This is a genomic window from Psychrobacter sp. L7 (genome assembly GCF_002810365.1).
Classification (GTDB): domain Bacteria; phylum Pseudomonadota; class Gammaproteobacteria; order Pseudomonadales; family Moraxellaceae; genus Psychrobacter; species Psychrobacter celer.
Window position 1 is genome coordinate 1 of sequence record NZ_NEXR01000004.1, and the last position, 14,587, is coordinate 14,587.

11 protein-coding genes are annotated in these 14,587 nt (G+C 43.8%); all 11 read right to left on the reverse strand.

What is annotated here, in order from left to right; all coding sequences use genetic code 11:
• On the reverse strand, nucleotides 1-2,458 hold a 2,458-nt coding region (locus CAP50_RS05960), incomplete at its 3' end, for a contractile injection system protein, VgrG/Pvc8 family (RefSeq protein ID WP_153045430.1).
• A 132-nt stretch (nucleotides 2,459-2,590) separates the two neighbouring features.
• On the reverse strand, nucleotides 2,591-3,709 hold the full coding sequence (gene tssA, locus CAP50_RS05965) for a type VI secretion system protein TssA (RefSeq protein ID WP_083608488.1): 1,119 nt from the start codon (nucleotides 3,707-3,709) through the stop codon (nucleotides 2,591-2,593).
• A complete protein-coding gene (tssH, locus tag CAP50_RS05970) occupies nucleotides 3,706-6,519 on the reverse strand; it encodes a type VI secretion system ATPase TssH (protein ID WP_075100788.1) in 2,814 nt (937 codons plus the stop codon). Before tssH ends, tssA begins: the two co-directional genes overlap by 4 nt.
• A 15-nt stretch (nucleotides 6,520-6,534) precedes the next feature.
• A complete protein-coding gene (gene tssG / locus CAP50_RS05975; RefSeq protein WP_075100787.1) occupies nucleotides 6,535-7,536 on the reverse strand; it encodes a type VI secretion system baseplate subunit TssG in 1,002 nt (333 codons plus the stop codon).
• The gene (gene tssF / locus CAP50_RS05980) at nucleotides 7,500-9,323 is read right to left on the reverse strand and encodes a type VI secretion system baseplate subunit TssF (RefSeq protein WP_075100786.1); all 1,824 of its coding nucleotides are present in this window, start codon (nucleotides 9,321-9,323) and stop codon (nucleotides 7,500-7,502) included. The genes tssG and tssF overlap by 37 nt, the downstream gene beginning before the upstream one ends.
• Nucleotides 9,324-9,386: 63 nt before the next feature.
• On the reverse strand, nucleotides 9,387-9,866 hold the full coding sequence (tssE, locus tag CAP50_RS05985; RefSeq protein WP_075100785.1) for a type VI secretion system baseplate subunit TssE: 480 nt from the start codon (nucleotides 9,864-9,866) through the stop codon (nucleotides 9,387-9,389).
• Nucleotides 9,867-9,991: 125 nt separating this feature from the next.
• Nucleotides 9,992-10,495, reverse strand: a complete 504-nt coding sequence (locus tag CAP50_RS05990; RefSeq protein WP_075100784.1) for an Hcp family type VI secretion system effector — start codon at nucleotides 10,493-10,495, stop codon at nucleotides 9,992-9,994.
• 66 nt (nucleotides 10,496-10,561) lie between these two features.
• Complete coding sequence (tssC, locus tag CAP50_RS05995; RefSeq protein ID WP_100749378.1) at nucleotides 10,562-12,040, reverse strand: type VI secretion system contractile sheath large subunit; 1,479 nt, start codon at nucleotides 12,038-12,040, stop codon at nucleotides 10,562-10,564.
• A 2-nt stretch (nucleotides 12,041-12,042) separates the two neighbouring features.
• Nucleotides 12,043-12,555, reverse strand: coding sequence for a type VI secretion system contractile sheath small subunit (gene tssB / locus CAP50_RS06000; protein ID WP_075100782.1), 513 nt, complete (start codon nucleotides 12,553-12,555; stop codon nucleotides 12,043-12,045).
• Nucleotides 12,556-12,667: 112 nt separating this feature from the next.
• Nucleotides 12,668-13,363, reverse strand: a complete 696-nt coding sequence (locus tag CAP50_RS06005; RefSeq protein ID WP_153045431.1) for a hypothetical protein — start codon at nucleotides 13,361-13,363, stop codon at nucleotides 12,668-12,670.
• Nucleotides 13,364-13,483: 120 nt separating this feature from the next.
• Nucleotides 13,484-13,849: a hypothetical protein gene (locus CAP50_RS06010; protein WP_075100780.1), complete on the reverse strand. Its 366-nt coding sequence runs from the start codon at nucleotides 13,847-13,849 to the stop codon at nucleotides 13,484-13,486.
• Nucleotides 13,850-14,587 lie beyond the last annotated feature (738 nt).

The window sequence follows — 14,587 nt, forward strand, 5'->3', positions numbered from 1 at the left end:
GTAGGACTTGCTCGCTATCGAGGCGCATCTCACTTTGATGCGCTTGTATGGTCACATCGCCATGGGCGGCGGTATGGGTTTGCGCTTTGTTTGAGTAATAGTGAATGTCGCCTGCGACTAATTGGTTCATCTGCGTTTGGCTATGATAGTGAGTACTACCTGTCGCATGACTGTGCGTGCTCTTCGTGCTGGTATGCTGACTGTGTTGTCCACTTAATAGGGCTAGATGACGCTGGGAGTCGATGAGTACATGCGGTTGTTGCCATTGTCCTGATTCGTTTAAGTTGTTGCCGTTGGTGTCTTGGCTGAATTCGGCAAAGGGGGTTTGACTGTCTGCTTTATTGCCGCTTTGCTTGTTACTCGCATTGCCTTCTAGTCCAACTGGCTGATGGATGTCAGCTAGCTGCGCGTAAGCTTGTTGATGCTGATCAGCGGTTTGCAGTTTGCTATGACTGTCATGGCTCATATGCTGCTTTGATTGACTGCCTGATGTTTGACTGCTGATATGAATACCTGTACTCCCTTGCACATTGGCGGCGGCCTCAGTCTCTATACTGATGCCCTGTCCACGTGCTTGACCACGAGTATGGTCGCTATGTTGGTATAGGTGACCGAGGGTGAGACTCGACTGGTAGCTGCTGCTATACAGGTTGATTTGTGGACTGTCAGGATGAGCGTCAAACATGAGCTGGTTGTAGCCGTTGATAGCGTGGTCTTTAGTCGCTTCTCCGGTGCGACTGCTATCAATGCTTTGGGTTTTGATGCCGTCGATGGGATACGCATGGCTTTGGTTGATAAACCAAACGGGGCTGGTGGCGTCGATGAAGTCTGTGTCACTGGCGATGCGGTTGTGCTGGGCGTCGTCGTTACCCTGTCCGTTATGGGTGCTGCCGATGATGATGGGATGGGTGATGTCGCCGCCAATAAAGTCAATGAGGACGTGCTGTCCGTGACGCAAAGACTGGGTGTGTCCCATGTGATCGCCGACGAGGTGGCTGGCGATGGGTATCCAGTGGCTGCTGTCGTCGCTACTATCTTCACTTTGCCAGTGGTAACGGATATGAGCGCGGTGGTTGCGGTCAGTGTCTACGGCGCTGCCACTGGCGGTATCAACGATACTGGCACTCATGAGTCCTGTGAGACTGGGATGCGGTGCGCCAAGTTTGTCCAGCTGTTCACCAAAGGGGATATGGTGATGATGCGGAAATGGCAGATAGCAGGCGCTGATATGGTGGATGTTGTCATTATCATGTGCATGGTTTGTATTGGGCTGCAAGGTTATCGGGTCAAAGGGCGCATGTCCAAGCCAGTCCGCTGGTATGTGGTTGTTGATACTGTGGTGAATGGAGACTAGGCTTATTGGTTCGGTGACATAAGGATTGCCTGCAATGTCGTGGACGCTGGGTAGACTCAAGTGACGGATATTGCCTGTAAGACTACCTATATTAGCCAATTGCACTTTGCTTTTCTGATAGCGAGTTGCAAGTTTGTCCAGTCCGTCGTCGTTTAGATAGCTATGGCTGTGGATAAAGCGTTTATGTGTGCTCGGACTGGCGGATTCTATCGTTTGTTCTGTACTACTATGTCCACTATATAGCCCAACGAGGCGGTTGTCGTAGCGGTAAAACTCGCTGTTTTGGATGTGCTGGACTATTTGTGGGCGTATGGCAGTGATACGATCTTGTCTATCAGCAAGACTGGCCGGGTTTTGACTTAAGGTACTGTGAATATCACTGGCGTCTGGGCGCAAGGCTTCGTCATCATGCGGTAATAAAACCAAGGTATGACGGTCTGTATCATGACGGTAGTAGCCAGTAACACCAAAAAGTGCCAAATACTGAGTTAAGTAAGCCAGATCGGTTTGGTTATATTGCACGCTATGCTGAATATGATAGTCGTCAGCGCTACTTAAGCGCTCGTCAATCTCAACGTTTATGTTATATGGGCTAATAATATCTTTGATAAGCTCACTTAGACTTAAATGATGGTGACGGCGGTTGTAACTGCTTAAGCGTAGCTGACTAAGAGCTGGTTCACAGATGATGCGATAAGCAGCCATACCACTGTTGCTACCTAAAGCGATGACTTCGGTGATGATACCGTGGCGAATTTGGCTCGGCAGTAGCGTATCAGCCGTATGCCAGTGAATAGCAAGACTTTGCCCTAGCCAACCTTTGGTATCCAGCCCTGCTTGGGGATGTAGCAAGGTGAGGCTGATACGGTAGCCACAATAGAGGGCGAGCTGGCGCTGCCGATAAGATAGCTGACGTTGGTCTTGATGGTAGGGACTTGGATAGGCGGTGGGCGCTGGCATCAAGGCAGGCTTATCCCAGACGCTATCAGGCAATGGCATGCCGAGCAGACTCTCAACAAGGTCTGCTTGCTGTATCAGACTCATGGAGATATCAGGATGGGCGCTAGTAAGTTGCACGTGCCGCTTAGTTTGAGTCCATACCATGATGCGCCCTTCTCTCTAAGTCCAAAAGTTGAAAGTTTAAAATGATAAAATTTAGGGATGCTGTCTACATAAAATACATAAATTGCTCAAACCTTACTTACCGCTCAAACAACTGTCTAATTGAAAAACCCATCAATAACCATCGTTAGAAGATTCTCGTTTTGGCTGAATACCAATCATGTCAGAAATACTGGCAAGCTGATCTTCGCTCTTGATGATATGCGAAAGCCATTGGTCCAGTGGCATATCTGCCCAATCAATGGCACGGCCAAGTAAAAACGTCACAGGACTGTGTGGCTCATTGGTCGCAAAATAGTCTTGGATTTGCCTTAATAGTTTGAGTGCTTGCCGGCGGTTGCTTTGATGATCACCACTGTTTGGCTCAAAACCTTGCGATACGGCAGTACTGGATGTCTTAGCGCGAACCTGTACTGTTTCATGATTATCATCAGTCATCGCTTCTGTCGATGTATCGTCTAACATCACTTGCTCAGGAATCAGCGGCGTTAAATGCTGTATTAACGCGTCTAATAGATCAGTGACAGGCGCAAAGACGGGGGCGTCCATTCCCATCAGATCATTTAGCTGATCGGTTAGGCGTTGCCACTGCGTTTTGACCAGACTCAGCTCTGTGATAAGGGTTCGTTGCCAGCTATCATGACTGTCTTTAATGGCTTGGTTGTACTCATCTAAGCTCAACTGACCACTATCATCATCTGGGTTTTTTTGCCGCTGTTTATCGTGTTCGCGAGCAGTTAAATAATAGTTATAGTTATAAATATTACTCTTACTATCAGAAAGAGGCAGCTGCTTAAGATCATCTGTCAACGCTTTGACGAACCATGATAGCAGGCCTGCCCTAATATCCATGCTATCTTCTTCACCATCTAACGGCGGATACATCGTCAGCCAGTATTCATCATTGAGAGCTTGCAATAGCTGTAATCCGTGACCAACACCTGCCAAATGATTGGTGTGACTAAGCGCATCAACGTACCAGAGTGCCAACTTTAAGTCTTTACTTTTATTCACCAAAAGTCTGGCACACTCTTTTTTTACAAACTCCCAATCAGCAACCTTAAGCTCGGTCACCCAAGTTCCTTGCGCCAGCAGTGGATCGTCCTCTTGACGAGCAGCGGCAATAGCCTCGAGACTCATATCAAAAGTCAAATCCTCGCCTACACCGTGATGGGAGTCCATAATAGGCGCGATAAGTGTACTTATGGGCGTCATATTCGTATCATTCATCATGATGCTTCCTGATTCTGACTTTCTTGCGCCATTTGACTGAGTGCTACAATAGAGTCACTAACTAAACGGCAATCGATGTGATCCTCATCATTAACAAAGACGGTAATTTGATTGAGCATCCTTTTTGTTTCATCATGAGCGAGCAGTTGAGTGGCAATCTTTGGCAGTAACGTTTGGCTAATAATCGCATCGGCATTACGTGCCCCTGAGTCCACTTCATGACAACGTGACAATATCAGCTCAATAACCTCCGAATCGACGATACACGGCACATCATAATGAGCACGAATACGACTCGTGACTTTGTCTAGCTTAAGGCGAATAATTTCCGCAAGTGCATCATCTGTCAATGGATAATATGGAATCACTGTCAGTCGACCCAAAAACGCGGGCTTAAAGGCCTTATACAACTGCGGATTAATCGCTTGTTTTAGATGATCACTGCCAGGTAAGCAAAAGTCAGTAACGGTAGGATCAGTATTGATACATTGCTGCATAATAGTAGAGGAGCCGACATTGCTAGTCAGCATAATAAGCGTGTTTTTAAAGTCGATTAAACGCCCTTCGCTATCTTCCATGACCCCTTTGTCAAACACCTGATAAAACAAATCTAAAACGTCGGGATGGGCTTTTTCGACCTCGTCAAGTAATAGCACACTATAAGGACGACGTCTGACCGCTTCTGTCAGCACTCCGCCCTCACCATACCCTACATAGCCCGGCGGCGAACCTTTTAAGGAAGCCACACTATGTGCTTCTTGATATTCTGATAAGTTGATGGTGATTAAGTTACGTGCGCCGCCGTAGAGCACATCGGACAATGCCAGCGCTGTTTCTGTCTTACCCACCCCGCTTGGCCCTACCAGCATAAATATACCTTGAGGACGATTGGGATCATCAAGGCGTGCTTTGGCTGTATGGATGCGCTTAGCGATAGCGTCAATAGCATGGTCTTGGCCGATCAGCCGTGCTTGTAGCGTGTTTTGCAAATTCAAAAGACGGTGTTTTTCGTCACCTGCCATGTCATTGAGGGGTATTCCTGTCCAATCAGAGACAATCTGCTTGATAACCTGACGATCCAGAGTTGGGTGCACTAATCGATACTTTTTTTGAGCACGCTCTAATGCTTGGGCGACTTCTTGATAATCCGACTGCGTGTCCAGCCGTGCCTGAGCACTCAACGGCTGACCGTCATCGTCTATACTGTCATTTAATACTCGCCCAAGTTGATCTAGCTGCGCGTTCAGCGCCAACTGCTCTTGCCAGCACGCTGTCATCTCATGGATTTTCTGCTGGTTTAGCTGACGCTGTTCGTCTAATACTGCAATTTTTTGACTAACCTTGTGTTTGTCTTCCATCAAACCGATACGTTCAAGCTGTTGGTTGAGGCTACTGATGTGCTGCTGTATCTGCTGCTCGGTAGCATGCAACTGATCGAGTTGGTTGGGTAAGGCAGTTTTAGACAAGCTCACTCGAGCAGCAGCGGTATCTAACAAACTCACCGCTTTATCAGGCAGTTGTCGATCACTCAGATAACGCGCTGACAGCTCAACGGCGGCCTGCAAAGCGTCATCATCAATGGAGACAGCAAAGTGTGCTTGCATCTTTTGACGTAACCCGCGAATCATAGCAATCGCCGTTTCGATGTCAGGCTCATCGACTTTGACGACTTGAAAGCGGCGAGATAAGGCGGCGTCTTTTTCAAAGTATTTTTTGTACTCAGACCACGTCGTTGCGGCGATGGTTCTAAGCTCACCTCTTGCCAATGCTGGCTTTAGTAAATTAGCCGCGTCATTTTGACCAGCCTGCCCGCCAGCACCAATTAAGGTATGCGCTTCATCAATAAACAATATGATAGGCTGCGTCGATGACTGCACTTCTTCAATGACTTGTTTTAAGCGGTTTTCAAACTCTCCTTTAACACTTGCACCGGCTTGCAGCAGCCCTAAATCAAGGGTGCGGATTACGATATTTTTTAGTTGGTCGGGCACTTGCTCTAAGACTATCTTTTGTGCCAACCCTTCTACCACAGCAGTTTTACCAACGCCTGCTTCACCCGTCAAAATAGGATTGTTTTGGCGTCGCCGAATCAATATATCAATTAATTGATGTATCTCAAACTCACGTCCAATGACAGGATCGATCTCGTCAGCACAGGCTTTCGCTGTCAAATCATGGGTATACTTATCCAGTGCAGGGGTGGTCGTTTCAGTAGACACCCTATCATCATCCACCCCAAAGCGCTCTTGAGTATTATCCAGCGACTGAGAGGGATGAGCGCCCTCTACATGAGCATAACTCGCCACCTCACTGCTTTCTGTACTGCCAGCGCATTGTTTTTCATAGTCGTTTTTTAAAACGTGACGATCGATCAAACATAATGAATCAGGCAAAGCATGTAATAGCGCCTGATAACTATCATAACCCAGCAACACTAGCAAAATATGCCCTGAGCGAATCTCGATTTGAGGCTTAGTATGCTCATGTTTATCAGTATATTGACTGCTAGCAAGCATCCAAGCGTCCTCTAGCAGGGTGATGAGCTGTACACTAAACACAGGGGTCACACCCATAGCAGATGGCAATTCTTCTATCTTATTTAATAACGCTTCTTTTAAAAAAGTAGAGTCAATTTTATTGGTTTTTAGAATTTGGCTAAAATCATTATAAGGCGAACGACTTAGCTCATATAAAAAATGCAGCACATCTACATCACGATTACCCTGTTCGATACATAAGCGGGCCGCTTGTTGTAAGCATTTGCGGCAGCTGGGCGTCAACCTTGTGATTACTGCTTTTAATTGACTCATAAAACTCTTCCTTTTTTATTGAACAGGTAATGCATAATAAGTGTCTTTAAAGTCTGTATAGGCAGGCTGAGATACCAAAAATCCTCCACGGCCCAATCCGCCAAACTCACTTTCTGATAGTGACAACGGCTTTACTTCCTTTTTGTCAAGCTCAAGCTGCACATCAATCGCCAAACACACCCCACACCATTTGCGTATAAACTCTGTAATAACTTGATGAATATCGCCCTGCGGCAGCAGACGAATATAACGCTCGGCATCTAATTGATGAAAGATAATTTTGATTTTACTATCAAACTGAATTACCCTCGCTCCGCAAAACGCTGAGACCCCTAGCTGCACATGCTGCGTGCCGAGAGCTGTCTGCTCTGTAGCAGGTAGATCAAACCACTCAGGTATGAATTGCTCAACACTGACCTTGATTTTCAAAAAGTGAGACAGCACATGTGCCAGCTGATCAGCGCTCAACCGACCAGGCGAAATCCTACCTGCATAGGCGATCAAACTGTCGATACTGGTGAGTCTAGTAGGCTGGCGTGCTAGAGCCCGTAAACTTAGTAAATACTTGTCTTGATTGTCATCTAGCTCATACTGTATAGGCAGGTTATAAAACCAGCTGGCTTTTACGTACAAACTGGTCAATCTATGGTTAAATAAATCTAAAAACTCAGGCGCAGCACCGTCTTTGATATGACGCACACGCATCGCAAGCTGATTAGTATAAAAAGCTGGCAGCGCAGACATAGGGCCTGTCAAGCCAATGTGCGCAGGATAGATCTCGACCTGTCTAACACAGTTATCCATCGACTCTTGAGATACTAATGTCATCGACTCAATCTCAGCAAGCGGATAGGCCAAGGATAATGAGGAACGAAAGCGTATCTCAATCGGCACATTTCCAATTTGAGCTTGACGGTGCAGCAATCTGACCGCTTGCAGCAAATCAAATCGCTGCGGCTCATCAAACAGTGGCGCTATATCTATATAAGAGGTGTCAGACCACTTCTTGGCTGGCATCGACAAACCTCCTCTTTGGTCACGGCATCTAATATGATTACTTCTACAAAGCTATTTAAGCTGGCATGATACCCAAGCACATAAGACAATAACTGTGCAAACTGACGAATACTTACTCCAGAAAAATGACTGCGATTGATACAAATATCAATAATGGTGCCACGAACAAATCCTGGCTGCGGAGTGCGCTGAATTCTTCGTGCTTCAATTCGTGTCTCAACTGATACGATACCGTCTATTAGTAGCGCATTAGAAGCTGACTGAGTAATATCATAAAGCGATAAATACTCTTTAATGAGCTTAGCATCTTTTGACGCGAGCGATAAAAAGTTGAGACTCAGCATCGAAATCAGCCGCCAGCGCTCATCGCCAGTGTACTCAAACCGTGCGGTTCGCGATGGCTGTTTGAGTAAGGACACGCTACTAAAGCCTGTCATGCTATCGCAAAACAGATCTCCGCGGCTCTGACCAAATACAATTTGAGAGGGTAAGTCTCTATTAGTGCAGGTCAAAACCGCACTCATACTAACTGACCCTGTTGTCGCTACAGACGACTTATCTGTGAATAAGATTTGATACTCAAACCCTTGCTGAAAGTCCGCCATATCTTTGTCACGTTTGACATGATAATAACGACCATCGTTTTTTTGTTCATAGTGCGTAAGCGCGTAAAAAGGATGATAAACCTGCTGGACTTGTCGGTTATTAATCTGCTTTGACTCAATTACCTTCTCAACATCATAAACTTCGTGTTGAAAGAGTGCACGTGCATCTGGAACCAAATCATAATACATCGACTGCTGTGTGACCAAAATAGGCTTAGCAGCGGTTTTAAACAAGTTAACTACAGGCGTACAAAACAACTTAAGACTGCTGCTGTCGAGCTGCTGTAAATTTTTAAGACGTATGGTGTTTTTTTTATCGAATTTAAAATAACAGCGCAACTCAAACCCACTACTATCTATAGTGAACTGTGAGCTGTGATCACTTAGGTCTAGTTGTAAAAAGTTAAACTTCTCTGGAAAATAAAAATACTCTTTTAAAAGCGCGGCTGATGAGTTGGGAGCGCGATGGTTGGGCAGTAATTGCTGCTCAGGCTCAAACCCCAAAGGTTTGAACGGACTGCCAGCAATAACATATTTTTTATGAGTAATGATGTGAGTCTGCTTAACATCACACCATAGTAAGTCCCAAAGGCTCGTGCCTTGGCTAGCATCTTGATCTATATATAAATCAACACCAAGATGTAGTAGCTGCTGGTAGTCAAATCCTGCATTTAGCCCTTTAAACTGAATGCTGATACAACCATTTAGCAACCCATGCTGAGGGTCGCTGACTTCTTGATGTGTTTCAAACCGAACATCACTGACGATAAGGGGAAGCAATGTCACCGCTTGGGTAGATTGGAACTGGCACGCAGTACCATTTATTTTTTGAGTAAAAAACTTGTGGTGTTTGTCCACAGTAATAGGTTCGCTTAAATTATGTGCGTGTACACCTAAATTAAACTGAGCAATAGAGACCGATGGAAATGGCTTGATATAATCAGGATACAATACTGATAAAAGCGACTCTGTAAAATCAGCATAAGAGTCATCTAATTTTTTATTGATGCGTGCGCTGATGAGTGAAAAAGCTTGAATCAGGCGTTCGATATGAGGATCGTCCACCGTATCATGTGCCATCAACAAGCGATTGGCAATTTTAGGATACTTTTTTGCAAATTCTTTAGATTGCTTATTAAAAAGTGTCAACTCATGCTCAAAGTAAGGAAGTAAACTATCCATAACGCCTCAATATATCGATAACCATGGCTCTAACATCTGCATATATGACTGAGCTTGCCGTATTCACTTAACATAATAACGCTGAAAGCTGGGTTCAAAAAACGCATCAAAGCTGACCAACTCACGAGCAGGATAAACCTTAAGTAATGCTTCAATAGAAAAACAAAGCTGGTTGACGTCAACTGCGCCAATATCTAGTGATACTCGAACATTTCTAAGTCGAAGATCTTGCTGTTCTATAGTTTTTGCAATCTGGCAGCAGATATAGTCACAGTCTGCTGGGTTGGCACTACTCAAACCGACAAAGTCTAAAATGCCAAAGTTAAGCACAGAGGCACTGACAGTTGGATACTCTTGTAGACGATCTGACATCACACAGCGCGTGTTAAGCAGCGCCTCCAAGTCTTTTGCAACAGAAGCCTTAAGCTCATTAATATTCAGACGGCGCACTACCATTTGCTGCTCATGATAGCGCGGCTGATCATCAAACAGCTGCTCAAACAGATTAAGACGAAACCCACTTTTCGTATCGCTATAACTCATACTTCTCACTTTTCATCCATGTGCTCTTATGACAAAAAAGAAAGGCTCAAAAATGACCTTTCTTTTTATGAGCAATTAGGGCGTGTTGAACACGCCCTAATATGGATGCTATCGATTTATCTATGTTAGGCCGTATAAGTCGCAGTGTTGTTGGCAAGTGACCATTTCTTAGTCACCGCACCTTTTGCCGTACCATCGATATCTTGCTGAGTATAAGTCCACTCAACTGCCGCGTATTTGATACCTACCTTCTCTGTTGGTACGCCTTCTGCACGCACCATTGGCTCAACACTTGAAATGAGCGCATGCTTTAATTTAATTTCAAGGTATTTAACGCGCTTATCGCCATTTGCACGATAAAAATCAATTTGGATCTCGTCAAATGTATAACCAGCAGAACACGCTTCCCAGAGCTTTGGACTTGTTGAGTCTAGGTCTTTGACAAATGACATATCTGCATGTTCGCAGCGCTCAGAGGTATGACCACCGACACTACTCGCTGTCGCTGATTTTGGTTGGCGAATTAAATGATCCCAAGCATTTACCTCAAGCCAACCTTTATGCTCACTATCACGAGACTCGCCATCAATCTTATATTTACCACGGAACTGAATGTAAATATCCTTCATATTGCATACCCTTTAATAACAATTAATGTGTTTTAGTGGTTCTTATTTACTACTGGTTTGACACGATCAGCTGTTGCTGGTTTGCGGCAGTTGTGTGACCAGACGCAAAGAAACTGACAACTCATCGAGCTGAAAGTGTGGTCTTAAAAAAACCACAGATTTGTAGACTCCAGGCTTTCCTGGCACTTCCACAACTTGTACTGATGCCTCACGTAGCGGATACTGCGCTTTTGCTTCTTGTGAGGCGCCATCATCGAGTAAGACATAACGCGAGATCCAATCATTCAAAAAAGATTCCACGTTACCTGGTGCTAAAAAACTGCCGACTTTATCGCGCATCATCGCTTTTAGGTAGTGAGCAATACGAGAGGTTGCCATAATATATTGCAGCTGCGTAGACAACATAGCATTCGCATTGGCATCATCATTCTGATAGGTTTTGGCCTTTTGCACAGATTGAGCGCCAAAAAAAGCCGCATAGTTGGTGTTTTTGCAATGGACTAACGGAATAAAACCCAAGTCGCTTAACTCTTTTTCACGTCGATCTGTAATAGATATCTCGGTTGGACATTTAAGCGCCAAATCACCTTCATCTGTTTTAAAGGTATGAACAGGCAAGCCTTCAACCAAGCCACCCCCTTCTACGCCGCGTATCGCTGCACACCAGCGGTAATCAGAAAATGCTGAGGTCAAGCGTGATGCAAAAGCATAGGCGGCATTTACCCATAAGTAATCATCATGATTGGATCCTGAAACGCCTTCAACAAAGTTAAATCCATCAACCACTGTGCCATCCTTAGGGTTGTAAGGCAGGCGGCCTAAGAAACTAGGCACTGTCAATGCGACATAGCGAGCATCATCAGACTGCCTAAAAGCACGCCATCGAATATACTCTGCTGTTTCAAATATTTTAGATAAGTCTCTTGGTCGACCAATATCAGTAAATGAATCCAACCCAAACATTTCGGCCGATGCAGCAGACACAAAGGGTGCATGTGCTGAGGCTGCCACATGTGAGATTTGTTCTAATAAGTACATATCAGCATTTTGACGAGTAAACTCAAAATCGCCAACCAAGGCAGCATAAGGCTCACCACCAAAGCTACCAAACTCTTCTTCATAGATTTTCTTAAATAATGTACTTTGATCAAAATCTATAGAAGACTGAAAATCCTTGGTCAGCTCACGTTTGGTCGTGTTGAGCATACGAATCTTTAACATAGACTCAGAGGGTGTTTGGCTACATAAGTAATGTAAGCCGCGCCAACTTGATTCCAGCTTTTGAAACTCTGGGGCATGCATAACGGTGGTTAGCTGCTTTGAAATCAGCGCATCGATCTGAGCAATACGACTATCAATAGAAGCTGCCAGATTATCTGACAATGTCACCGTGCCTTGCATCACCTCGTTAGCTAACTCAGCAATTTGTGACTTTGCCCGCATTTTTTCATCATCAGACTTTGCAATATTACTTTTATTAACTATATCTTCGAGTAAATCATACTCATCTGTTACCGTAGGGTTTGCTATTAATTGAGCGCTCATACTTACTTCCCATCATCAGATATATTATTGCCTGCCATGTTTTTGACTTGTTCGGTATTTTTTAGAACTTCATCTAATAAATCTTCAAGTTTTTCATTTGCAGATATCTTATTGCGCAGATCAGCCAATCGATCACGGGCAGCGACCAATTGCTTCAAAGGTTCAATCTGATTGGCAACTGATTCAGGGCGAAAGTCATCGATAGCATCGAACGCTAAGTCAACGGCAAACTCCCCGCCTTTTTCGCTAAGCTCGTTTTTGACTCTAAACGTTGCGCGGGGCGCTAACCCTGACATTACTTCGTCAAAAGTATCCAAGTCAATTTCAACGAACTTCTTATCTTTGAGTCGAGGCTGCTCAAGCGTTGAATCCCCAGAAAACTCTCCTAAAACACCAACGACAAAAGGAATCTCCTTTGTCTCAATAGCGTCTCCTACTTCCACATCATAAGTAAGATGTACACGGGGTGCCCGTACTTTACCCAGTTTCTTTTGAACACTGTCGTTATTTGCCATATGCGTTACCTAAGCTGTTTGGATTTTTATCTAACAATTACTGATAGTCTCTGATGGTTATTGATGCGAATAAATCTAGTAATTAGCCCTATTACCATAAATACGAAACGAATCAACGTAAAATACCAAATGGATCGGTTGGTGCTGAAGAGCTGGGTTTAACTGGGGTGCGTTTGGTCGGTACTTTTTGTTTCGGTATCAATGTTTTGGTTGTGCGGCGAGGCGCTGACTTTTTTTTCCTAGTACGCTCTTTTTTATGGGCAGATCTTGCACGGGCGGGCTTGGTATTTGTCAACTTCTTAGTACGTACAACAGGTGTGGGTAGCGACTCGTCATAGTTAAATCCATGAACGTTGCCATATATTTGGCTTAACGTCATTTTGTATTCATTGATAAACTTATCACTGCTACCATTTAGATAACCTGCTTCTAATTGACTACCAACCACTTGCACGCTGCTATCTAGTAGTGTCTTTTGAAGATAAGCGGTACTTTCCCCTAACTTCGTAGCTTCGCTTACCGAGTAAAGCGCATAAGTGTAATAACCATTGTCATAATATATTTTTGCCAAGGCTTCCCAAGTAAAGCGATCTTTAGGATTAGCAGTAACGGTTTGATTTAGCGCCTCAACGAGCGTATATAGCTGAGAGGACTGCCGCTTCTCTGATGACTTGATAGCCTCATACTGTTTCATGATACTAGACGTTGATAATGTATCGTCGCCATGAGCAACGCTAAAGCCTGCCCCCATTATGATAAGGCCTGTTATGATGGCTTTTGCAGCCCTTATATTGATACTGTGTTTCATCACCCTACTACTTAATTGTTGAGTATAAAAAAGAATTACTACTAAAGCGCTTCTTCAAACTAAAGACGAGCTTTAAAAGAGCGCATGCTCTTCAGCCTACACGCCAAGACTGTAGTGTCTCTACAGCTTGTTTTCTGTATTGACCAACGTGATCACATCATCCAACGTTTCTTTTATTTTCGCTTTTTCGGGCTCAGCCATCACTTCATTATTATGATAAACACTCACGTTGTTTTTTGAGAGTTTTAACGCAGACATCATCGCTATTTCTCGGGCAGTTACCAGTTGATTGTTTTTACCAAGTGCTTGATTGGCAGCTCTTAACGCCCTAGCATAACTTTTTGATTGGTAATACTTTTTAGCCATAAACTGCCATTGGGCGGCTGTCACTTTTTCACTATTTTTTTCGTTGGTTAAATACGCTAAAGAAGGTGATGTCAACACACTTCTAGCAGCAGAAGGTGCGTATGACGTATCTTTTTTCATACTAGAAGTACACCCTGCTAACAACACTGAGGTGGTCAAGCCAATGCATAACCAACAAATGTTTCGGTATTGAACAAAAGATATCGGTATCATAGATAAAACATCGCTAAAACAATAATTGGCATTTTGTACGACAGCAATAAACGTTACGTTTACGCCTCGATATCGATTCGACACTAATAACGGGCGTTTGTAATGTAATTTTGTATTACTGAAATGTGACCCTAAGTATACATATACCTGACAATATTTCAATAAAATTTACAATCTTTTGTATACTTTATTCGGTAATAATTATTTTTTCACCGACTACGCTCATTGTGCGATGGTTTTTATTCTATATTTATACTTAATAACATCATAATTTAACAAATATCTCCGTTGATGCTATATTTACGACCACTCATCAGACATATTTTAGTATTTTACTGTTTGTAACACTTCTTACCCAGACTACTGTCACCTGACAGGTATACACCAAAATACTTATAAATGTTGGTTTTTTTTGACTATTTCATAGTTTTAGACAGGATCTAGATGTCTACTTTTTATATTTTTCACTGGCAAGCATCGAAATTAGTTTTCTACTTTAGCCATGAAAGCTTTTATAAGATAGGTTGCTAATAAGCAAAAAAACGGTGGGAATCATATTAAAACACTAAGGCGTGTCTTTATTGTAAAAATGGTGATAAGAATGAGATACATTGCCGGTCAAACAAGGAAAGTAGCGCCGTTAAT

Bases quoted from the DNA above. Each gene is read 5' to 3' on its own strand.
- CAP50_RS05990 (WP_075100784.1), bottom strand. From the start codon at position 10,495: ATGAAGGATATTTACATTCAGTTCCGTGGTAAATATAAGATTGATGGC.
- tssF (WP_075100786.1), bottom strand. From the start codon at position 9,323: ATGGATAGTTTACTTCCTTACTTTGAGCATGAGTTGACACTTTTTAAT.
- CAP50_RS06005 (WP_153045431.1), bottom strand. From the start codon at position 13,363: ATGAAACACAGTATCAATATAAGGGCTGCAAAAGCCATCATAACAGGC.
- CAP50_RS06010 (WP_075100780.1), bottom strand. From the start codon at position 13,849: ATGAAAAAAGATACGTCATACGCACCTTCTGCTGCTAGAAGTGTGTTG.
- tssB (WP_075100782.1), bottom strand. From the start codon at position 12,555: ATGGCAAATAACGACAGTGTTCAAAAGAAACTGGGTAAAGTACGGGCA.
- tssC (WP_100749378.1), bottom strand. From the start codon at position 12,040: ATGAGCGCTCAATTAATAGCAAACCCTACGGTAACAGATGAGTATGAT.
- tssA (WP_083608488.1), bottom strand. From the start codon at position 3,709: ATGATGAATGATACGAATATGACGCCCATAAGTACACTTATCGCGCCT.
- tssE (WP_075100785.1), bottom strand. From the start codon at position 9,866: ATGAGTTATAGCGATACGAAAAGTGGGTTTCGTCTTAATCTGTTTGAG.
- tssG (WP_075100787.1), bottom strand. From the start codon at position 7,536: ATGCCAGCCAAGAAGTGGTCTGACACCTCTTATATAGATATAGCGCCA.
- tssH (WP_075100788.1), bottom strand. From the start codon at position 6,519: ATGAGTCAATTAAAAGCAGTAATCACAAGGTTGACGCCCAGCTGCCGC.